Source organism: Endozoicomonas sp., assembly GCF_031844845.1.
Classification (GTDB): Bacteria; Pseudomonadota; Gammaproteobacteria; order Pseudomonadales; family Endozoicomonadaceae; genus Endozoicomonas.
The window spans coordinates 29,993-48,593 of sequence record NZ_JAVRMB020000353.1 but is presented as its reverse complement, the minus strand read 5'-3'; the positions used below and the strand labels follow the sequence as shown (position 1 = coordinate 48,593).

General features: G+C 46.6%; 23 protein-coding genes and 2 tRNA genes. 18 read left to right on the top strand and 7 right to left on the bottom strand.

Annotated features, from left to right (window positions below):
* The coding region (locus RM811_RS19530; protein WP_402527534.1) for a hypothetical protein at positions 1 to 185 on the top strand (185 nt) is incomplete at its 5' end.
* 98 nt (positions 186 to 283) lie between these two features.
* Here RM811_RS19530 and RM811_RS19525 read toward each other — a convergent pair.
* The 3 genes from RM811_RS19525 to RM811_RS19515 form a co-directional block, all read right to left on the bottom strand.
* On the bottom strand, positions 284 to 1,063 hold the full coding sequence (locus RM811_RS19525) for a hypothetical protein (RefSeq protein ID WP_402527533.1): 780 nt from the start codon (positions 1,061 to 1,063) through the stop codon (positions 284 to 286).
* Between the two features lie 815 nt (positions 1,064 to 1,878).
* Positions 1,879 to 1,969, bottom strand: a tRNA-Ser gene (locus RM811_RS19520).
* Between the two features lie 55 nt (positions 1,970 to 2,024).
* Positions 2,025 to 2,115, bottom strand: a tRNA-Ser gene (locus RM811_RS19515).
* A gap of 206 nt (positions 2,116 to 2,321) precedes the next feature.
* Between RM811_RS19515 and RM811_RS19510 the strand changes: the two genes are divergently transcribed.
* The 12 genes from RM811_RS19510 to RM811_RS19455 all read left to right on the top strand — a co-directional run bounded on the left by RM811_RS19510 (position 2,322) and on the right by RM811_RS19455 (position 12,469).
* On the top strand, positions 2,322 to 2,993 hold the full coding sequence (locus tag RM811_RS19510) for a Bax inhibitor-1/YccA family protein (protein WP_402527532.1): 672 nt from the start codon (positions 2,322 to 2,324) through the stop codon (positions 2,991 to 2,993).
* A gap of 128 nt (positions 2,994 to 3,121) precedes the next feature.
* On the top strand, positions 3,122 to 3,514 hold the full coding sequence (gene tusD / locus RM811_RS19505) for a sulfurtransferase complex subunit TusD (protein ID WP_402527531.1): 393 nt from the start codon (positions 3,122 to 3,124) through the stop codon (positions 3,512 to 3,514).
* Position 3,515: 1 nt separating this feature from the next.
* Entirely contained in the window at positions 3,516 to 3,875 is a 360-nt protein-coding gene (tusC, locus tag RM811_RS19500; protein ID WP_402527529.1) for a sulfurtransferase complex subunit TusC, read from the top strand.
* Entirely contained in the window at positions 3,875 to 4,156 is a 282-nt protein-coding gene (tusB, locus tag RM811_RS19495; RefSeq protein ID WP_402527528.1) for a sulfurtransferase complex subunit TusB, read from the top strand. Before tusC ends, tusB begins: the two co-directional genes overlap by 1 nt.
* Before the next feature lie 174 nt (positions 4,157 to 4,330).
* The gene (locus RM811_RS19490) at positions 4,331 to 6,436 is read left to right on the top strand and encodes a S9 family peptidase (RefSeq protein WP_402527527.1); all 2,106 of its coding nucleotides are present in this window, start codon (positions 4,331 to 4,333) and stop codon (positions 6,434 to 6,436) included.
* Positions 6,437 to 6,707: 271 nt separating this feature from the next.
* Positions 6,708 to 7,628 carry an SPFH domain-containing protein gene (locus RM811_RS19485; RefSeq protein ID WP_402527525.1) on the top strand — a complete coding sequence of 307 codons (921 nt, stop codon included), beginning with the start codon at positions 6,708 to 6,710 and terminating at the stop codon, positions 7,626 to 7,628.
* Positions 7,628 to 8,077: an NfeD family protein gene (locus tag RM811_RS19480; RefSeq protein ID WP_402527524.1), complete on the top strand. Its 450-nt coding sequence runs from the start codon at positions 7,628 to 7,630 to the stop codon at positions 8,075 to 8,077. Before RM811_RS19485 ends, RM811_RS19480 begins: the two co-directional genes overlap by 1 nt.
* A gap of 257 nt (positions 8,078 to 8,334) precedes the next feature.
* Positions 8,335 to 9,495, top strand: coding sequence for an RNA-guided endonuclease InsQ/TnpB family protein (locus RM811_RS19475; protein WP_402527522.1), 1,161 nt, complete (start codon positions 8,335 to 8,337; stop codon positions 9,493 to 9,495).
* A 75-nt stretch (positions 9,496 to 9,570) separates the two neighbouring features.
* A complete protein-coding gene (locus tag RM811_RS19470) occupies positions 9,571 to 10,575 on the top strand; it encodes a hypothetical protein (protein ID WP_402527520.1) in 1,005 nt (334 codons plus the stop codon).
* The gene (locus tag RM811_RS19465) at positions 10,568 to 10,813 is read left to right on the top strand and encodes a hypothetical protein (RefSeq protein ID WP_402527518.1); all 246 of its coding nucleotides are present in this window, start codon (positions 10,568 to 10,570) and stop codon (positions 10,811 to 10,813) included. The genes RM811_RS19470 and RM811_RS19465 overlap by 8 nt, the downstream gene beginning before the upstream one ends.
* 216 nt (positions 10,814 to 11,029) lie before the next feature.
* Positions 11,030 to 12,178 carry a Na/Pi symporter gene (locus RM811_RS19460; RefSeq protein WP_402527517.1) on the top strand — a complete coding sequence of 383 codons (1,149 nt, stop codon included), beginning with the start codon at positions 11,030 to 11,032 and terminating at the stop codon, positions 12,176 to 12,178.
* Positions 12,179 to 12,199: 21 nt separating this feature from the next.
* On the top strand, positions 12,200 to 12,469 hold the full coding sequence (locus RM811_RS19455; protein ID WP_402527515.1) for a hypothetical protein: 270 nt from the start codon (positions 12,200 to 12,202) through the stop codon (positions 12,467 to 12,469).
* 145 nt (positions 12,470 to 12,614) lie between these two features.
* On the opposite strand, the gene RM811_RS19450 is transcribed toward RM811_RS19455, so the two are convergent.
* Positions 12,615 to 13,664, bottom strand: coding sequence for a hypothetical protein (locus RM811_RS19450; protein WP_402527514.1), 1,050 nt, complete (start codon positions 13,662 to 13,664; stop codon positions 12,615 to 12,617).
* Between RM811_RS19450 and RM811_RS19445 the strand changes: the two genes are divergently transcribed.
* On the top strand, positions 13,663 to 13,785 hold the full coding sequence (locus RM811_RS19445; protein WP_402527513.1) for a hypothetical protein: 123 nt from the start codon (positions 13,663 to 13,665) through the stop codon (positions 13,783 to 13,785). The two genes, RM811_RS19450 and RM811_RS19445, sit on opposite strands and share 2 nt — an antisense overlap.
* 50 nt (positions 13,786 to 13,835) lie before the next feature.
* Here RM811_RS19445 and RM811_RS19440 read toward each other — a convergent pair whose 3' ends face one another.
* The 3 genes from RM811_RS19440 to RM811_RS19430 form a co-directional block, all read right to left on the bottom strand.
* The gene (locus RM811_RS19440; RefSeq protein WP_402527512.1) at positions 13,836 to 14,045 is read right to left on the bottom strand and encodes a hypothetical protein; all 210 of its coding nucleotides are present in this window, start codon (positions 14,043 to 14,045) and stop codon (positions 13,836 to 13,838) included.
* Positions 14,046 to 14,154: 109 nt separating this feature from the next.
* A complete protein-coding gene (locus tag RM811_RS19435) occupies positions 14,155 to 14,469 on the bottom strand; it encodes an AzlD domain-containing protein (protein WP_402527511.1) in 315 nt (104 codons plus the stop codon).
* Entirely contained in the window at positions 14,469 to 15,194 is a 726-nt protein-coding gene (locus RM811_RS19430; RefSeq protein WP_402527509.1) for an AzlC family ABC transporter permease, read from the bottom strand. Before RM811_RS19430 ends, RM811_RS19435 begins: the two co-directional genes overlap by 1 nt.
* A gap of 763 nt (positions 15,195 to 15,957) precedes the next feature.
* Here RM811_RS19430 and RM811_RS19425 point away from each other — a divergent pair.
* The 4 genes from RM811_RS19425 (at position 15,958) to RM811_RS19410 (ending at position 18,528) form a co-directional block, all read left to right on the top strand.
* Complete coding sequence (locus RM811_RS19425; protein WP_402527508.1) at positions 15,958 to 16,797, top strand: exo-alpha-sialidase; 840 nt, start codon at positions 15,958 to 15,960, stop codon at positions 16,795 to 16,797.
* 70 nt (positions 16,798 to 16,867) lie between these two features.
* Positions 16,868 to 17,338 (top strand): MEKHLA domain-containing protein, encoded by a 471-nt coding sequence (locus RM811_RS19420; protein WP_402527507.1) that lies wholly within the window; start codon positions 16,868 to 16,870, stop codon positions 17,336 to 17,338.
* Positions 17,339 to 17,434: 96 nt separating this feature from the next.
* The gene (locus RM811_RS19415; protein ID WP_402527505.1) at positions 17,435 to 17,737 is read left to right on the top strand and encodes a hypothetical protein; all 303 of its coding nucleotides are present in this window, start codon (positions 17,435 to 17,437) and stop codon (positions 17,735 to 17,737) included.
* A gap of 128 nt (positions 17,738 to 17,865) precedes the next feature.
* Positions 17,866 to 18,528, top strand: coding sequence for an RraA family protein (locus RM811_RS19410; protein ID WP_402527504.1), 663 nt, complete (start codon positions 17,866 to 17,868; stop codon positions 18,526 to 18,528).
* Positions 18,529 to 18,601 lie beyond the last annotated feature (73 nt).

Here is an 18,601-nt window from a genome sequence, read left to right as displayed (position 1 = left end):
GTGGGCTTACAGTGTTCTTTCTGGCGAAGCAGTGGTCACAGGCGCAGTACTGGAATAAAGCGCACAACCTTGTTCGCTGGTGGCCATCTATCATGGAGCAAGCAGAGCGGATGACGGGTGGTTCTGCTTTTAAGGTTAAGTTGAGTCATGGTGCGAAGGCGAAGTTTGAACAGGTAAAACTGTGAGAGGTTACCAGCCTCTGGTTCAGAGGCTGGTTAAGAGTCTAAGTAGAAGACCTTGGCAAATAACCGCATAGAGTTTTCGCCAGAATGGGTAAGACAATCTATCGTGTATTTAACAGTCTAAGCAGCAGGAGGGACCACTTAATCGAGTCATAGGCCAGCGCATTGAGAACTGGCTTGGTGCCATGAACATCACCCATATCAGATCTTAATTTCTGCATTACATAGGCTGCCTGGTTGAGCGAGCCTTCAAGATTTTTCAAGAAAGGCTTATAAGCTGGTTCTTCCCAGCTAAGGGATTCTAACTCTGTTTGTAGTTTATCTTTTGCTGCTATGGCATTCAGAGATTTTGTTATCCTTGTTTGAAATGAGTCATCGTTAGGGTTTCCAAGGCTAAACTCTCTATATATTGAGCTGGTCACTGAATCTAAGGCTCCACATGCCGCTGATAAAGAGCCACTCAGGTCGCCGTCCCTTAAACGGGCTGCAGCTTTTGTAATATCATCGTGAGCCTTTTCGGGCATATCCATTAACTCACTGGCATCAAATACATCTATTGGTAATAGTGTTGAACCAGAGTACTTCCATCCTATCCTTGAGAAAATTTGATCTAGTCTGTCAGTTAACTCTGGCTTTTTGGATAGCATTTCTTCACAGCAAATAGTCGCAATCCGAGCTTGGCGCTTGTGATCAAGGAGACTGATTTGCTTATCAATCGCTGTCAATAACTGGGATTTGCTAGCGCTACCTGTCCCGGATTTTTGTTCCATATGCGCCAGACTTGAGATATCAAGATCTGCATAACCGGTGATTTCCTTAATTTCTGCAAAAGTAAAATTGGTTAACAAGGATCTAACTGGTCCCCAGGGTATTGGCTTCACGTTGGACTGTCCTGTATGTATTACTACTTCCGACCACTGCTTTCAAAAAACAGGTCTATGAAAATACTGAATGAAATCATGGTATTCATTAATGCCCCAAATGCGTCAACACCACCTCAATATGAGCAGGCTTAAACATCTGCCCTTTCCGTTTTGACCAGTTCTGGATTTTTGCCAATACGTCGTCGGGTCTTAACCGGCCTTCATGCTGATTAACCCAGAAAACCGGGGTCAGGTCTTTCTTTGTGCATTATGTCAACCAAAGTTTCCCCAGTTAAGCAAAAAGCACGCTACCGCCCGTAGATTTTACCGCCGTCTTTTATTGACGTTGGGGAGCATGGTTCCAGGTAGCTCAGCAATGGTGATTTTGTAAGTTGGAAGATTGTACTAACTCTTGCCGGTAGGCGGCCAGTAGTAAAACCACGGTAGTACTATAAGTAGTATTCTCTGGTGGGTTTTTCCGGTGCTGGTGGGCGTGGGCTAGGGGATTAGCGTGGTAGATGAGACTGAAAATCGACCAATTAAGGTGATACCGATAGGCGAGATTTAGGAGAAACTTTAATATGTCGATGTCGTGTAAAAACTGCCGTAACCGATTGTTCTATAAGGAAAAGAAAATAACCCACCAAAAACACAAAAGTGGGAAACTTTTTAGAGAAGAAACCAGAGTGTGGGGCGTTTGTCGGCAAATGTCGGCGTTTATGTGGTTGCGGTAAAAAGCAATAGGTGGGTTTTTACAGGGGGTAACTTGCTGAAATAGCGAAAGAAAACGAAATAAAGAGAATTTTGATAGAGTAGGGGTGTAATCACAAAAGTGGCGGAGGGACAGGGATTCGAACCCTGGGTAGGCTATTAACCTACGCTGGTTTTCAAGACCAGTGCATTCAACCGCTCTGCCATCCCTCCACAGGACTTTATTCTGCTGCTGGCTGTGTAAGCCGCGTAAGAATAGAAGCAGAAGTGGCGGAGGGACAGGGATTCGAACCCTGGGTGGGCTATAAACCCACGTCGGTTTTCAAGACCGGTGCATTCAACCGCTCTGCCATCCCTCCGCGACGTGGCAAATAGTACCTGAAATCAGAATTCTGTCAACGGCTTGATTATCAGTAATTCTTTTCTATGATGCCAGTAGGCGGAGGGGTATATATGACCGATGGTTTGAATATTGGTGAAATGTCAGTAAATGTTAAAACTATAGCCCCAGTAAATGGGTCTGATATACTCCTTTGTATTACATCTATATAGAGGAATGATAATAATGGATCGCAAACCCGTCATGACTGCTGCTGCTTCTACCGGCCTGGGTGCTGGCATTGAAATCAACAAGGTTTTACGTAACACCTACATGCTGTTGGGGATGACTTTACTGTTCAGTGCTCTGACTGCAAGTGTTGCAATGGCATTGCAGATCAGCCAGATGACTGCGTTGGTTCTCTCTCTGGTGGGTTTTGGCCTGTTGTTTGTTGTTAATAAGACTGCTGATTCTGCCAAGGGTATTGTGGCTGTATTTGCCTTTACCGGTGTGCTGGGTGCTGCTTTGGGCCCAATGCTGAATCATTATCTGGGTATGGCCAATGGCCCATCCCTGATTATGCAGGCTCTGGGTGGAACGGCTCTGGTGTTCTTTTCCCTGTCTGCCTATGTATTGACTACCCGCAAAGACTTCTCCTTTATGGGTGGTTTTTTGATGGTTGGCCTGATTGTCGCTGTGGTTGGCAGTATCGCGCTGATGTTCTTCAACGTCCCGGCTGCCAGCATGGCTCTCTCTGCGTTGATCGTGCTGCTGATGTCCGGATTTATTCTGTTTGATACCAGCCGCATTATCCATGGTGGCGAGACTAACTATATTCGTGCCACTGTGTCGCTGTACCTGGATATCTATAACCTGTTCACTGCATTGCTTCATCTTCTGGGCATGAGTGACGATTAATTCCGGGCTGTCTGGTCTGGTTTCGGCCCTGCCCATTGTGGTGGGGCTTTTTTATGGGCTCCACATTCCTTTTTTAATGTCTGTCACTATAAAGCAGTGATTTATTCTGCCCACCGAGAGTTGATGATATGAAGTTTACACTGGCCGTATATGGCGCTCCGGCCAACAGTCAGGCTCCCCAGAGTGGACTGCATTTTGCCCGGGCTGTGATGGCCCAGGGGCATGAGATTGTGCGGCTGTTTTTTTATCAGGATGGTGTGAATACCGCGACGGCGATCGCCCAGCCGCCCCAGGATGAGGCCAATCTGCCCAATGAGTGGCAGGCTTTTATACAAGAGCACAAGTTGGATGCGGTCGTTTGTATCGCAGCGGCATTGCGAAGGGGGGTGGTTGATCAGGCAGAAGCCGGGCGCTACCAGCTGCCGGGGCATAATCTTCGCCCGGGTTATGAACTCTCTGGCCTTGGTCAGCTACTGGACGGTGCTCTTGTGGCGGATCGAATTATTACCTTTGGAGCCTGATATGAGCCAGACGGTCTGCATTATTTCTACCCGTGCACCCTACAGTGGTCAGGCTGCCAGAGAGGCGCTGGATGCTGCATTGGTTTGTGCTTCTTATGATATTCCCACCAGCCTTCTGCTGATGGGCGATGGGGTTTTTCAGTTACTGAAAGGGCAGGAGGCCAGCGATATTCCCCGTAAGAACCTTTCAGCCATGCTGCAGGTACTGCCTCTGTATGGCATAGAGACCATCCATGTGGATCAGGCTTCACTGGATGAGCGTGGTCTTAATATCGACGACCTTCATGATGCCATCACCATTCTGAGTCAGGGGGAGTTGCCTCTGTTTATCCAGCAACATTCAAGGGCTCTTAATTTCTGATGAAAACACTGCATACCGTAAATAAGCCCGGGCAGCCTATGGCGCTTTGTATTCGAGCTGTTGCCGATGGGGATTCTGTACTGCTGATTGAAGACGGCGTTTATGAGTTGCTGTCATCGGGCAAGACGATCGATACGCTACCGGATAACTGTTCGTTGTTGGTACTGGATGTAGATGCCAGGGCTCGAGGTGTTTCTGTGCCAGAGCACATTAAAGCCATTGGTTATGATGATTTTGTGACTCTGTCTGTTGATCATGACAAAGTGTTGTCTTGGTTCTAAGTGATATTATCCAATCATATATTATGAAGTAAATGACCTCATTATAGATCTGAAATAAATGTTAATCAGTTGGATGGGGGAAATTCCGGCTTCATTAGCCAATGCCGGCAGGCTGGCCCAACTACTGAACTTTTTTCAGTAAACAGTTTATTATCTTTACGGATGATCTCTTCGATGTTGACAGTTTCTGAGGTACACCGTTTGAAAGCACCTGTTGCTCCCAAAATTCCACACTCCATTGTCCAACATGGCCTGACTCGTATTGATGAGTATCACTGGTTGAGAGATGAACACTGGCAGAAAATAGTGGCCGGGAATCTGGATTTTAAAAATCCGGGTATTCTGGAGTATCTGAAAGCAGAAAGTGCCTATAAAGATGCCCAAATGAAGGATAGTAAGGCCGTTCAGGAGCGTCTTTATCAGGAGATTTTGTCTCGCATTAAGGAAGACTATCAATCCTGGCCGGTTAAAAAAGGTGATTTTCTTTATTACTACCGGGAAGAGAAGGGCAAAAACTATCCGATTCTCTGCCGTCGAAAGGCCTCTATGGATGCACCTGAAGAGGTTTATATAGATGTTAACCGGGAGGCAGATGGTAAGGATCTTTATATGTTTGGTCCTTCCGTCACCAACCGAGCCAACACTTTTCTGGCTTATGGCTATAACCTGACCGGTTCCATGGAGCGAACCATTCGAGTCAGAAACCTGCAGACCGGACTGGATAGTGATTGGTCCTACCATAACAGTACCGGCTCTATACTCTGGATCGATGATGAACACCTGCTGGTGGTTGAGCGTGATGAGCAGGCCCGGGGAAAAAATGTTTACCAGATTAATATTCACCAGGGGCCTGAACAGAAAGTTCTGGTTTTCTCCAAGCCGGATGAGTTTGACGGGATGTTCCTGTCCCTGGCTGAAACCACAGACCATGAATATGCCATGGTTTACCTGAACAGCGGCTCCAGTCAGGTTGTTTATGTTTCCCCCCGGTCATTGGTAGATTTCCGCCTTTTCGCCCAGGGTACTGATGATGTGGTTTTTAACCTGGATCACTTCAGAAATGACTTTTATATTCTCACCAACCTTGAAGGTGCCAATAATTTCCAGCTGTTTAAAACGCCGGTGAGTCAGTGGGATCAGCAACAGTGGCAATTGATTCAGGCCGAGAGTGACAGCATCAGCCTTACCGATATTCATTTCTACAACCATTATCTGATTATCGAGCAGAAAAATAACGAGAGAGCCCTTGATGAGCTGGTGGTTCAGGATATGGACTCAGGGCAAAGGAAAGGCGTATCCATGCCTGATGAAGCCTATGAGCTGGATTTTTCCGGTGACTGGGATCATAACGCTACCAATGTTCGCCTGGATTATTCCTCCCCGATAAGACCCAGTACCGTTCTTGAACTTGATCTGGCAACAGTTCAAACGACAGCGGTATATACCCGTGAGACGCCCAACTTTGACCCGGAGAAATACCAGGTCAAACGTGAGTATGCCAATGCCCGGGATGGTGAACGGATACCGGTCACCATCATTCATCGAAAAGGCCTTGTGCCGGATGGTTCTCACCGTGCCCTGATATACGGCTATGGTTCATACGGCTATGGTATGACAGCGGGTTTTTCTTCAAAGCTGTTCAGCCTGGTGGATCGTGGTTTTGTTTACGCCACCGCCCATATTCGAGGTGGTGATGAAAAGGGATACCAGTGGTATCTCGATGGCAAAATGCGCCATAAAATGAATACGTTTACTGATTTTATTGATGCTACGGAATATCTGGTCGGGCAGGGTTATACCAGCAAAGGGCAAGTGACCATCAATGGTGGCAGTGCCGGTGGACTGCTAATGGGGGCTGTGACCAACCTGCGTCCAGACCTGTTTGGTTGTGTGATTTCCGATGTCCCTTTTGTGGATGTCATTAACACCATCAGTGATGCCTCTCTGCCACTGACTCCGCCAGAATGGGAAGAGTGGGGGAATCCGGTTGCCAGTGCCGATGATTTTTCCTATATCATGCAGTACTCACCTTACGACAATGTTCAGGCTATTGATTATCCGCCAATGCTGTTTAATTCCGGTATATCGGATGAGCAGGTGACTTACTGGGAACCCGCCAAGATGGTAGCCCGGTTAAGAGCATTGAAAACCGATGATAATCTGCTGCTATTGAATATGAATATGCATGCAGGTCATGCGGGCGCCAGTAAGCGCTATGAGTGGATTGATGAAGAGGCGTTTAACTATGCCTTTATTTTGAAATGTTTTGTTTTGCAATAGTCATAACACTGACAGGTTCTGGTGAATGGCATAAGGGAAGTGGCATTTAAAAAGATACCAGCCTTTGATTGCCACGGAGGCACAAAGACACGGAGAAGAGCTTTTTATTTAAAAGCTTCGCTTTCTCTGTGTCTCCGTGCCTCCGTGGCAAAAACGGTATCTTTTGGTTTGCTGCTTCCCTAAGATCAGGTTTTTTCTTGATGATATAAATTACGGGGCTGTTTTCTGAGCAGTCCTTCCTGATAAAAAACTGAATAATGGGAGCCTCCTTATGGGTATGGAAATCACGGCAATCGCCTTTGTGGTACTGATTGCCGTTCTTATTACGACCGGTGTGCGTATGGTGCCACAGGGTTATAACTACACGGTGGAACGTTTTGGTAAATACACCAAGACGCTGACCCCCGGCTTGCACGTCATTGTTCCCGTTATTGATGCTGTCGGGAAAAAAATAAATATGATGGAGCAGGTGCTGGATATTCCACCCCAGGAAATCATCAGTTCAGACAATGCCCAGGTAACCACGGATGCGGTTTGTTTTTATCTGGTTCAGGATGCCGTGAAAGCATCTTACGAAGTGAATGATCTGGACAGAGCCATGAAAAATCTGGTGATGACCAATATTCGTGCGGTATTGGGATCCATGGAGCTGGATGAAATGCTGTCCAACCGTGACCGGATTAACAGCCAGTTACTCATCAAAGTTGATGAAGCTACTGACCCCTGGGGGCTGAAAGTCACCCGGATTGAGTTGCTGGATATTGCGCCCCGGGCTGATCTTGTGGAGGCAATGGCCAGACAGATGAAGGCTGAGCGGGAAAAACGGGCTCAGATTCTCGAGGCGGAAGGTGCCCGTGAAGCGGCTATTAAGGTAGCGGAAGGGGAAAAACAGGCACAGATTCTTAAAGCCGAGGGTGGGTTGGAAGCGGCTAAACGGGAAGCAGAGGCGAGAGAACGATTAGCGGAAGCGGAAGCGAAAGCCACCGAGTCGGTCTCCAAAGCGATTGCTGAAGGCGATCATCGTGCCATTAACTATTTTGTTGCCCAGAAGTATATTGAAGCATTAAAAGGCGTTGCTTCTGCAGAAAACAGCAAAGTCATCATGATGCCTCTGGAAGCGAGCAGTGTTATTGGCTCGCTGGCGGGCATTAAGGAACTGATGGGCGAAGCAACCGGGAAGAAGGGAAGCTAATGGATATAGCGTTTACACTTCAGCCATGGCACTGGCTGATTCTTTTTTTCCTGCTTCTGGGTGCTGAAGCACTGGGGGCAGGGGGCTTTCTGTTGGGCAGTGCCATTGCAGCTGGCTCGGTATCGCTGATCCTCTGGTTCTTCCCGGAAATGACATGGCCGGTTCAACTGGTTGTTTTCGGTGTGGGCAGTCTGATTTTTACTCTGGCCTACTGGAAATTATTCCGCAAGGTGAATGATGAAAATGACAGTCCGGAGTTGAATAACAGAGCACGCCAGCTGATCGGTCGAACCATTTCTCTGGATCAGGATTTACCCTCAGGCCAGAGTAGACTGCAGATCGGCGATACCCTGTGGCGGGTAGAGGTTGATCGCAGTGTGAGTCAGGGAGGTAAGGTTGTTGTCACTGATTGTTGCGGCATGGTACTGCTGGTCAGGGAGCAGGTGTAGGTATTCGGCCTGAGTTTTCTCAGGTCTGTTTTATCTTAACCGCTTACTTTTGAATATTTTTTTCCGGAAAATTCCAGGGGGTTAAATACAGTATTGATAATCCAGGATTATGTACCATAATCTCGCACTATGGATAAGAGAATATTCAAGATTGGTGAAGCAGCTTGCTTATTAGGTACTGGAAATAATCACTGTCTTTAGTGCCAGACTATACGGAAGCCCCAGTAAAAATCATAAGAAAATGCTTGAGACTCTTAATGATGTTGTTGGCACACAAAATTGAATTGCGGCCAACCGCCAGTCAAGCCGAGTATCTTGATCGAGCTTGTGGTTCCCGTCGTCATGCGTTTAACCAGCTTCTGGCTCATTTCAGCCAGAAGGATGTTAAGTGGTCAAAGAAAGCGGCAAATGAGAGATACAAAGCGCTAAGAATCGAGTTCCCCTGGTATGCAGAAGTCAGTCAGCGTGTTACCCGTAATACAGTGGATGATTTGCACAATGCCTTCACGCACTTCTTTCGACGATTGAAAAAGGGGGAGACGTCGGGATACCCAACATTTAAAAAACGAGGGTTGAACGACCGTTTTTCCTTACGGGAAAAACCGAAGTTTGACGTAGAAGGCAGAACGCTCCGTATTGAAAAGCTGAAAACAAAAATTAAAATGCGTGAAAAGCTGCGCTTCTCTGGTACCCCATGCCAGGTCACTATCAGCAAGCGTGCTGGAAAATACTTCGCCTCCCTATTGGTTGATACTCAGGATTACGATCCAAAACATCAGGAAGAGGAATCCGTAGGTGTAGACTTTGGCATCAAGGATTTAGCTGTAGGCTCTAATGGCAAGACCTTTGCCGCTAACCAGAAGTTGAAGCTCTCCCTGGAACTTCTGGCTCGCAAGCAGCGAAGGCTAAGTCGAAAAACGAAGGGCAGTAACCGCTGTGCGAAAGCCAAGCAAGCGGTTGCCAAACTTCACTACCGTATCAGTAATCAGCGGTTAGCTGTTTTACACGAAGTCAGTGACTACCTGACATCCCGTTTCAAAGTCATCACTATCGAAGACCTGAATGTAAAAGGTATGACGACGAATCATAAACTGGCCAGAGCCGTGAGCGACGCTGGTTTTGGAATGCTGCGTCAGTTTATCGAATACAAGGCTGAGTTGAGGGGCTGTACCGTTGTTGTTGCTGATCGATGGTTGCCATCCACCAAGGAATGCTCCTATTGTGGTTTCAAAAATAATGAGGTAGTCCTTGGCGTTGAGTGGTGGGTGTGTCCTGTGTGTAAAACACTTCATAACCGTGATTTCAACGCGAGCGTAAATTTGGATAACTATGGTCGAGACACGTTACAGCTCGACCCAAAACCCTACACAAGAGTGGCGTCAGACATACCTCGGTGTGCAGCCGTGTTGACGGTGTAGATAAACTAAGATAATCCTGATTCTCTTGGTTTTTTAGTAGCGGTGACATCTTGCTGAAGCATTAGTCTTATTGAGATGAAACTATTTAAAAAGAAGGTTAAGAGAGGAGTCCTTCCATTGTTTGCCCTTTTTAACAGTACTACAGTTTCTGCATGCAAAAAACCAATTCAGAAAATAGCGGCATCCAACGGGAAAGAGAATCGTCTTTCGCCACCAAACACAGGGAGTGATGGATCTGATCCCAAAAAACCAGGGTTTGATTTTTATAAACAAGGCATCTTTTTTGAACGAGCTTCAAAATCAAGTGTGATATTAGGTCTTACTGTTCCATTTCTTGCTGCAAGTGGCTATTGCGATACCATTAGAGTTTCCCGTCTTTCTTATAGAACCGTAGCAAAGATAACCATAAGGCAATTCCCGATACAATTTTTGGTCAAAGCTGGGCAGGTATGGATTTCTCAAGCATCAAACGACGTTGTCAGTAGTTGGAGCCCGAGGACTACAACAATGAATCAGACCATCACACTAGGAGTTTCGGGGATGTTATGCCAGACCTTATTATATAATAACATCATTCGTTCAGTTGAAGAGGCAGTACAGGAACGAAGTGGGATCTTTCAGGAACGAAAAAAAAGCGTTGTGAGTTGGGATTCAATTAAAAACAATTTACGGCGGAGTTATGCTGGTGGTACAGCCAGTCTGCTAAGAGAGTGTGGCAGTATCGGCGCCGGGACTGTTGTTCTTGCGCCATTATTAAGAGCTAAATATGAAAATCTTGGGATGAATGGACGGATATCTAAACCGGTTGCGGGTATCTCTGCAGGGATTTGTGCGGCTGCATTAACGCAACCCTTGCATGTTATTGCCTGGTTAAAATCGCAGTCTTTTCTTCAGACTGAAGCCGCAAGTCTAAAGACGGAAAAAACGTTAGCTCCGAAATCTTATAGAAAGATTATCAGGGAGGTTAAGTTTAGAGAGATGTTTTCAGGTTTAACTTCAAGGGTAAAAATTATTCCCGCTGTCGTCGTCGTATTATATATAAACGAGGTAAACCAACCTCTTCCCAAGCGGTATGAGTGAATTATTGTTCCAGAACTTTCAACGTATCGGTATTGACGAGGCGCTGGCTCACCAAGTCAGTGTCTCCCTTGGTACGGACTACAATGCGAACAAAAAGATGAACTATACCTTCGGTGGTTTTCTGGTGACCATTTTCACGGTGTTGGGCATCAATCCCACTTACATTGAGCCAGCCACTGCTACTATACTGGCAGCCTCCAGAGCGGCAACGATTATCAGGGGGAACGGAATTCATTGAGGGACTGGCTCCTGGTCAGGGGTTTATATCCAAATAAAATAGATTCTGTAATGGCGACAGACTTGAGACTCCTTTACAGTTTCTTTATGCTTGCCTCCCTTAAATGGGACGATTGTAATTTGTCGTCTGTTTACCTTACTCGATGTTGTAATTTCCTGTGCTCCCTGATAGGGCTGTCACCGGATCGTTGTTTTTCTCACCTTGCAGGATGTTTCAATGCAACCCAGTAATACAGGCGAGTCGACACAATCAAAAAATATGATTGTTCAGTGGCTTTTTGTGACACTGATGATCTACCTACTGCTGGTCGCGGTGGGAATGATAGGGTCTGGCTTTAAGTGGGCTTCCGGTGGTGCTGAAGGTGCACGTCAGTTATTTGCTTTTGCTACTAATCCAGTCATGGGCCTGGTGGCGGGTGCACTGGCAACAGCGGTTGTGCAATCATCCAGTACCGTGACTACTGTTATTGTCGGACTTGTTGCTGGTGGGCTGCCAGTTGCTACCGCCATTCCCATGATTATGGGTGCCAATATTGGCACGACTGTTACCAATACGTTGGTCAGTATGGGGCATATCGGTAAGAAAAAAGAGTTCCGTCGTGCATTTTCGGCGGCGACGGTTCATGATTTTTTCAACCTGATGGCCGTCATGATCTTTCTTCCCCTTGAAATTATGACGGGCTTTCTGGCCAGCACTTCCGAGTATCTGGCCAATTTTCTGGTGGGTGGTGATTCGCTCAGTATCAAGGGATTGAACTTTGTAAAAGTGATGACCGCCCCGGTTGTGGATCTGTTTAAAGGGGTATTTGGTTCTCTGCCTGACCTCTGGGGCGGTATCTGTCTGGCACTGACAGGTCTTGCCTTTATTTTTATTTCCATTATTTTCCTGGGAAAACTGCTGAAGCATCTGATGGTTGGTAGAGCTAAACAGCTCTTGCACAAGGCTATTGGCCGGGGGCCAGCAACCGGTATTTTTTCCGGTATGATGATGACCGTTGCGGTCCAGTCTTCTTCGACCTGTACCAGTTTGATTGTTCCCCTGGCTGGTAATGGTATTTTCAAATTAAGGGAGATTTATCCATTTACCCTGGGCTCGAATATCGGTACTACGATTACCGCGTTACTGGCGGCTACTGCCGTTCAAGGCTCCATGGGGTTCTTTGCCCTGCAGATCGCTCTGGTGCATTTATTGTTTAATGTTTCAGCGGTGCTTTTGATTTACAATATTTCTTTCCTTCGCGTTATACCACCAACACTGGCCCGTCGTTTTGCCCAGGTGGCGAGTCGGAATAAATGGATGGTGCTGGTCTATGTGGTGGGGGTCTTTTTTGTTATACCCGCTATTCTGATCGCTATTACTGCCTGAAGAGTGCCTGAGGAGGACATTATGACGACGCTTAAGGAATATAAGGTACATCGCAAGGAACTCAAGGCCCAGATCAAAGAGGTTAAGGCAACACTTAAACGTCTTGAGAAGGAGTTGGAAGAAGAGCGGCAGGATATGCAGCATGAAGAAGTGGATCATCTTGATGAATACTTCGATCAGGCGGAGCCCCATCTGGTCGACGTCAAAAAGCTGGGTGTATCTGCCATCGACGATTTCAAAAAATCAGTATCGAAGCTGATGAACTCGATTACAGGCTCCCATAAGGAGTGACCCACTTTATCTCTGGCCCGGTTGTGCAACTGCTGTCAGCAGCTGACTGCCAGTGGCCGGGGGAGGATGCTGTCTTGTGATGTTTCCTTTCATATTGTTTATAAAACAGCTGCCCGGTCATTATTCGTGCTTTGGAAATCAATAATTAACCGGGAAAGTCTTCACCATAAGGAAGATCATTATGAGCAGGATTCGCCAGCTGGCCGGGATAGCCTGCGTTGGATGGTAGACCATTGCTCAATAATTCGTCATAGTTAAGTCCTATTATATCTAATCTATCTAATGTCGTCCTGAACTCAGACTCCTTACATTCCCTGGTATGGAGATCGAAAACATAATTTAATGGGATTACGTGTGTCTCGTCTCGAACAGAAATGAAAAGACAATTATTGGGGACATCGTACTGTTTAATGTACACGTCTGTTGATTCATCAAATGCGTTAGGCCGATCGATTGAGAACTGTCTTACTGCTATGTCAGCATTTAACTGCTTCAGCAAAATTTTGAAGCACTCTCTAGTATTCTCACCTGACACAATGGTTTTGGCCTTATAAAAATATGATGAGGTTTTTTTGTAGCAACCAATTCCCGGATCCTTGGCTACGACCCTTATCATACAGTCGTTATTTTTATTCGAATGAGTTGTTGCGACTTCACTGTAACCGGCATTTTCAAACTCGGTTTTGAGCCAGCTAGAAAGAGTCTTTGCTTTTATTGTAATAGACTGCTCGCAGTCCATTTGACTGAGAGGGTAGGGGCAGTCGGCTCTTTTGGATAATTCTTGAAATGAGCCACTGGTTCTACACAGATCGTTAGAACACCATGACTGCAAAGAGTTTATTTTATCTGTTAAGGAATCTATGTCTAAATAATGTGTAGTGTTACGTGCCAACTCTAATTGTTCCTGGCTTGCTCCGGATGGTGTGTTCAGGCACTTTTCCAGGCAACCTGTGTGGTATATCGTGTTTACATTTACGACACTGATGCTTGTGTTTTTTGATTTATCGGAAAGAGGAACGTGACAATATGGGCAACAGTTCCGGGCTGTTGCCATAACGGTTTCACCCCCTTCCTTCGTTTTGATCTGATGACCGGAAAAAGTTGCACTACCCCCGGCTCGAATCGCTTGTGTGCCTGTATTGTCGGTAGCCAGCGTGCTCCAGCCAGCACTTGACATACCTGATGACCGTTCCATGATTTCTCCAATGTACTGTCAGAAGCTACTGCATTGTAGGTCTGAAACGGAAAAAGAACAGGGTAAGATGGTTGGCTATTCTGCCGGTAATGATACTTTCTGGATTCTGATGGTGGTTTAACGAATGATTACCTTGTGCTCGTACTTTAAGCGGATTGAAAAAGCCAGCAACTATTTGCTGGCTTTGTTTTTTACGGCATCGATCATGCCCGGCAGCCCCTGACGCTTGCCCAGAGTCACTTCAAACCAGTTTTCTTTGGTGTGGCGTGGGAATTCGTAGCGCAGATAATAACCATCCTTGTATACCGACAGGTCAAAACTTCTTGCCATAACGCCGGCGGCAAGAAGGATAAGGAAAATAGCAGAGAGTAATTTATACATGAGCATGCCCCCGAAAAAATATCATCCATGAAATAATTCACGTTCAGTCTAGCATGCTGCAGGACTCATTGTACTCTGCTGAGGCCGGGGCAGCATGACTTCCTGTCATTCAGATCACATGTTTTAAAACCAGGAATGACAGCATACCCAGGATAACAGTCATTAATGTGTTTCTTGTGATCAGTGCAAGAATGACCACGATAATGCCGGCAATCAGGTATTGGTTATCCATGGACAGGCTGAACTGGTTATCTCTGATAAACACAATCGGTGTGGCAATTGCCGTCAATACCGCCGGTGCAGAGAAACTCAAAAACTGCTGTACATTCTGACTGAGTTTTAGTGGCAGCCAGGGTTCCATCAGGAAGAAACGACTCCCAAAAACCAGTGCAGCTACGGTTAACAGGATGACCCAGATATCCATCAATGTTCTCCTTTGCCGGTTGCCCTGGTATAGGCAAATCCTGCCAGCATGGCCAGAGGTGCAGAAATCAGCAGTCCGGCCTGGATATGCATGACTTCACATATCACCGAAGCGACCATTGCCGTGAGCACACAGACCAGTACAGAGGCATTCCTGACGGTGGGGATCACAAGGGCGATAAAGGTGGCGGCAATGGCGAAATCAAGCCCCAGGGCATCCAGGTTCTCAATGCTCTCACCGGCGATAATGCCGCCCAGTGTGGCCAGGTTCCAGCCAAAATAGAAGCAGAGCCCGCCACCCAGTGCGTACCAGCGGTCAAAGCGCTTTAGCTGGCCCGGATTGGCAATGGCAAACAGCTCATCGGTTAACAGAAAACCCAGTGCCAGACGCCATCTGAGGGGCAGGGGGCTAATGTTATTGCGCATGACCATGGAATACAGGAAATGGCGGGAGGTGATCAGCAGGACAGAAATAAGGATGCTGCCGAATCCGACCCCGGCCTGAATCATACCCATAATGGCCAGCTGAACAGCACCGGCAAATATGATGGCTGACAAGCCCTGGCTTTGCAGAGGGTCAAAACCAGCCTCAATGGCCAGGGAACCGGTGAGAAGCCCCCAGGGCAGCACCGCGACCGTTAATGGAATGCTCGCAGCAGCGCCTTTGAAAAAGGCCCGCACCTTTTCATTACTATTGGAATACTGAACAACTTCAGCCTGACACATAACAATACATATCCTTTACGATTCATCTCCTTCTGGAAGATGCAGATATAAAATCGCTCTGACTGCTGTTTAGACAGGCGGCAAACAGAATAGTTTATGAAGGATGAAAATAGACTATTTTGATGGGCTTATATCGTGATACAGCGACCACTTTTTTATTTTTGTTCACCGGAGCAGTAGGATTGTACAAATAATATTGCCCAATATACCAGCTAATAGGCGACCCGTTGCGATTATTGATTCAGGTGCCAGCCACTTCCAGACAAAAAGACCGGGAAGTCTTGCCATACAGGGCAGGTAGAAATTGAGCTTAGGGAGACTGGGATAAAACAGTGCAACGAAACAGGGGAGGCAGCAAGGTTGATCCTCAGGCCTCGAAAGCTCCCGGCAGCACATCCAGAATCTGGGCAATAACAACAGAAGGGGTACCAGAGGAAGCAATAGGAAAAACCTGTGTCATCACTTGTGACAAAGGCCGCTCCGTCTGTTTTAAAGACCCATCTAATGATAAAAAGTTTATTGTAAATCGATTTGAATAAGCTTTACTGCTTGAATAATTATCGGCTTAATTATTGAGGCTCTAATTATTATGATAATTAGATCTATCGTCCTTTTTATGGTTTTGGCAACGGCCTTCACGATGACCCGTGCAAACGAAAATCTATTAAAAATGCATAGCAAAACGTACGTCGTATCACCCGATGATATGCCCACCCGATCCTGCCATGCTGCAACCTTGACAGAAATTGCTCCGGGGCGGCTCATGGCTGCCTGGTTTGGAGGTAGTCAGGAAGGACAGAATGATGTACGAATCTGGGGGGCGCAATATCAGCAGGGACAGTGGAGCACACCTGTTCTATTAACTGACCTATCGTCTGGTAGCGGTGAGGAAGCGCACTGGAATCCTGTGCTTTTTAATACCGGAAAAGAGCTTCAGCTGCATTTTAAAGTGGGCAAGTCACCCAGGTTGTGGCATGGGTTTTATATGACTTCTTCTGATGAGGGCAGGCACTGGTCGTCTGTTCAGCCTCATCACGAAGGTTTTCTTGGGCCTGTCCGAAACAAACCTGTGATCTTGCCTGATGAGCGCATAATTTATCCTTCCAGCACTGAGCATCAAGGGTGGAGGGTACATTTTGAGTTACAGCAGTCTCAGGGGCCTCTGCGTGTTGATGTTGATGACCCGCAAATGCTTGGAGCCATCCAGCCGGCGATTCTGACGCACCCGGATGGCAGGATTCAGGCGCTCTGCCGAACGCACTCTGGTCTTATTGCAGAGACCTGGTCTGTGGATAATGGCCTTAGCTGGTCAGAGATGGAGCCAACCGGATTGCCTAACCCGAACTCGGGTATCGATGCCATTACACTTCGCAGTGGTAAACACCTGTTAGTCTACAATCCGGTGATTGCCGGACGCACACCTCTGGCGGTAGCCCTGAGTGATGATGGTATTGACTGGCGTCAGGTTATGATACTTGAAGATGGTGATGGCGAATTCTCTTACCCGGCTGCGATAGAGGATTCAGAAGGCACTATTCATATTGTTTATACATGGCAGAGAAAAGCCATTCGCCACGTGCAGATTATCGTTATTGCTGAATAGGAGCTACTTTGATAAATGAGGTATCAATGATTGATACTCAAAACAAGAATCCGTTGATTAAGGAAGTGTTATGACCAGTCGCCCGGAGTTACTATCTGCACCGTCCTATATTGCTCATGGTGAGCTTGTTTATCAGAGCTTTGCCACATTAACGGGCAAAGCTCTGCTGCCGCAAGTACCTGGTCAGGAGATTATCAGTGCTATTGATCAGGCACCTTTTGCACTGGTGTCCCATGGTATTGGCGATGATCCGATATTTAATTATGGTAATCAGGTTGCATTGACGTTGTTTGAAATGGAGTGGGAGGACTTTATCGCCTTACCTTCCAGAAAGTCTGCAGAACCATTGAAACGGGATGAACGCCAGAGATTGTTACAGGAAGTCTCTGCAAAGGGTTATATCGATCATTACTCAGGAGTCCGTATTTCCTCAACGGGGCAACGTTTCACCATTAACAATGCCATTGTCTGGAACCTTATTGATAAGGATGGGAGCCTCCATGGACAGGCTGCCATGTTTCCTCGTTGGACTTTTTTATAGTAGACAGATCTCCGGTCTTAAGTCTGGTCACAGTCATTGGCGAAAAGTTAAATCTGTACTTACACTTAGTAGCTCGTTTTGTCTGGAGTTTATCTTGTGAAAAAGTTGTTTCTGACCGTGGGTATTTTTCTTTTCTCTGCCTCTGCATTTTCTGCCCTTGCTCCTGAGTTCCAGAATATCCGTGATATTGAAGATATGCTCAGATTCCTCAAAGAGGGCCAGAATATAGAGGTTGCTGCGACAATAAATAGTATTGATCTGGACCTTAATGTTATCCATTACGGTGAAAGCTGCAAAGTATTCTTTGTCAGAAAAGAGTCCGAGCACCCGAAGGGTTGGGCAGGTCCTGCTGAACCACTGGTTAAATGCCATATTGAGTGTGATCCTCAGAACCCCTGATAATACTCAGGCTGACCGATATTTTGGTTGTGTTTCGCAAATAGTTTTTATGCTATTTCATGAGGATTTGTCATATTCAGACTAAGCTCTTAGGGAATTATCTGACCGGTATTTCCTGAGGTTTTTCCATGGATCTGAATGAGATACGTTCCCGCCTGACAAATTTAACAACAGCCCACCTTGCCGATGCTGATAAAAAATTGAGAGTCGTCAGCCCGGCAATTCGACCAGTTCAGTCTGGCCTGAAGCTGGTAGGCTGTGCTTTTACTGTTAACTGTCACAATGATTTTCTCACGGTTATCAAATCGATTCATGATGCCAAAGCGGGTGATGTCATTGTTATTGAAACACAGGGCAGTCGACTGGCTGTTGCCGGAGAGTTATTTGTAGCTGAGGCCATGCGTAAGGGGATTGCTGGCTTTGTCATTGATGGTGCTTTTCGTGACACTGCAGCGGTAAGGAAAACAAAATTTCCGGTTTATGCGCACACGATTACTCCCATGTCTGGAACCGCAAAAAGAGCATTTCATACCCAGGTGGCTATTGAGTGTGGTGGCATAACCGTCCATCCCGGTGACCTTGTTTTTGGTGATGATGACGGTCTTCTGGTTTTATCACTGGAAGAAGCGGCACACCTCATGCCTGTTGCTGAAGATATCAAAGCCAAAGAAGAGCTTGTCCTTGCCAGAGTTCAGGCGGGTGAAGGGTTGCATAATCTGACAAATTTTGAAGAGCACTGGCAGAAAATTGAGGCGGGTGAAAAAAGTGAGCTGACCTTTTTGGTGGATTAGCAAAACAGTCGTAAACCCTCGCCTTTATGCCTTTAGGCTTTTAGGCCCTCGGGTCCTCGGGTCCTCGGGTATG

What these genes read in the sequence shown, in the direction of transcription:
- RM811_RS19465 (WP_402527518.1), top strand. Translation starts at nt 10,568, where the DNA reads ATGAGTGAATTATTGTTCCAGAACTTTCAACGTATCGGTATTGACGAG.
- RM811_RS19510 (WP_402527532.1), top strand. Translation starts at nt 2,322, where the DNA reads ATGGATCGCAAACCCGTCATGACTGCTGCTGCTTCTACCGGCCTGGGT.
- tusD (WP_402527531.1), top strand. Translation starts at nt 3,122, where the DNA reads ATGAAGTTTACACTGGCCGTATATGGCGCTCCGGCCAACAGTCAGGCT.
- RM811_RS19410 (WP_402527504.1), top strand. Translation starts at nt 17,866, where the DNA reads ATGGATCTGAATGAGATACGTTCCCGCCTGACAAATTTAACAACAGCC.
- tusB (WP_402527528.1), top strand. Translation starts at nt 3,875, where the DNA reads ATGAAAACACTGCATACCGTAAATAAGCCCGGGCAGCCTATGGCGCTT.
- RM811_RS19480 (WP_402527524.1), top strand. Translation starts at nt 7,628, where the DNA reads ATGGATATAGCGTTTACACTTCAGCCATGGCACTGGCTGATTCTTTTT.
- RM811_RS19435 (WP_402527511.1), bottom strand. Translation starts at nt 14,469, where the DNA reads ATGGATATCTGGGTCATCCTGTTAACCGTAGCTGCACTGGTTTTTGGG.
- RM811_RS19470 (WP_402527520.1), top strand. Translation starts at nt 9,571, where the DNA reads ATGAAACTATTTAAAAAGAAGGTTAAGAGAGGAGTCCTTCCATTGTTT.
- RM811_RS19430 (WP_402527509.1), bottom strand. Translation starts at nt 15,194, where the DNA reads ATGTGTCAGGCTGAAGTTGTTCAGTATTCCAATAGTAATGAAAAGGTG.
- RM811_RS19455 (WP_402527515.1), top strand. Translation starts at nt 12,200, where the DNA reads ATGACGACGCTTAAGGAATATAAGGTACATCGCAAGGAACTCAAGGCC.
- RM811_RS19440 (WP_402527512.1), bottom strand. Translation starts at nt 14,045, where the DNA reads ATGTATAAATTACTCTCTGCTATTTTCCTTATCCTTCTTGCCGCCGGC.
- RM811_RS19485 (WP_402527525.1), top strand. Translation starts at nt 6,708, where the DNA reads ATGGGTATGGAAATCACGGCAATCGCCTTTGTGGTACTGATTGCCGTT.
- RM811_RS19490 (WP_402527527.1), top strand. Translation starts at nt 4,331, where the DNA reads ATGTTGACAGTTTCTGAGGTACACCGTTTGAAAGCACCTGTTGCTCCC.
- RM811_RS19420 (WP_402527507.1), top strand. Translation starts at nt 16,868, where the DNA reads ATGACCAGTCGCCCGGAGTTACTATCTGCACCGTCCTATATTGCTCAT.
- tusC (WP_402527529.1), top strand. Translation starts at nt 3,516, where the DNA reads ATGAGCCAGACGGTCTGCATTATTTCTACCCGTGCACCCTACAGTGGT.
- RM811_RS19425 (WP_402527508.1), top strand. Translation starts at nt 15,958, where the DNA reads ATGGCTGCCTGGTTTGGAGGTAGTCAGGAAGGACAGAATGATGTACGA.
- RM811_RS19460 (WP_402527517.1), top strand. Translation starts at nt 11,030, where the DNA reads ATGCAACCCAGTAATACAGGCGAGTCGACACAATCAAAAAATATGATT.
- RM811_RS19450 (WP_402527514.1), bottom strand. Translation starts at nt 13,664, where the DNA reads ATGGAACGGTCATCAGGTATGTCAAGTGCTGGCTGGAGCACGCTGGCT.
- RM811_RS19475 (WP_402527522.1), top strand. Translation starts at nt 8,335, where the DNA reads ATGATGTTGTTGGCACACAAAATTGAATTGCGGCCAACCGCCAGTCAA.
- RM811_RS19445 (WP_402527513.1), top strand. Translation starts at nt 13,663, where the DNA reads ATGATTTCTCCAATGTACTGTCAGAAGCTACTGCATTGTAGGTCTGAA.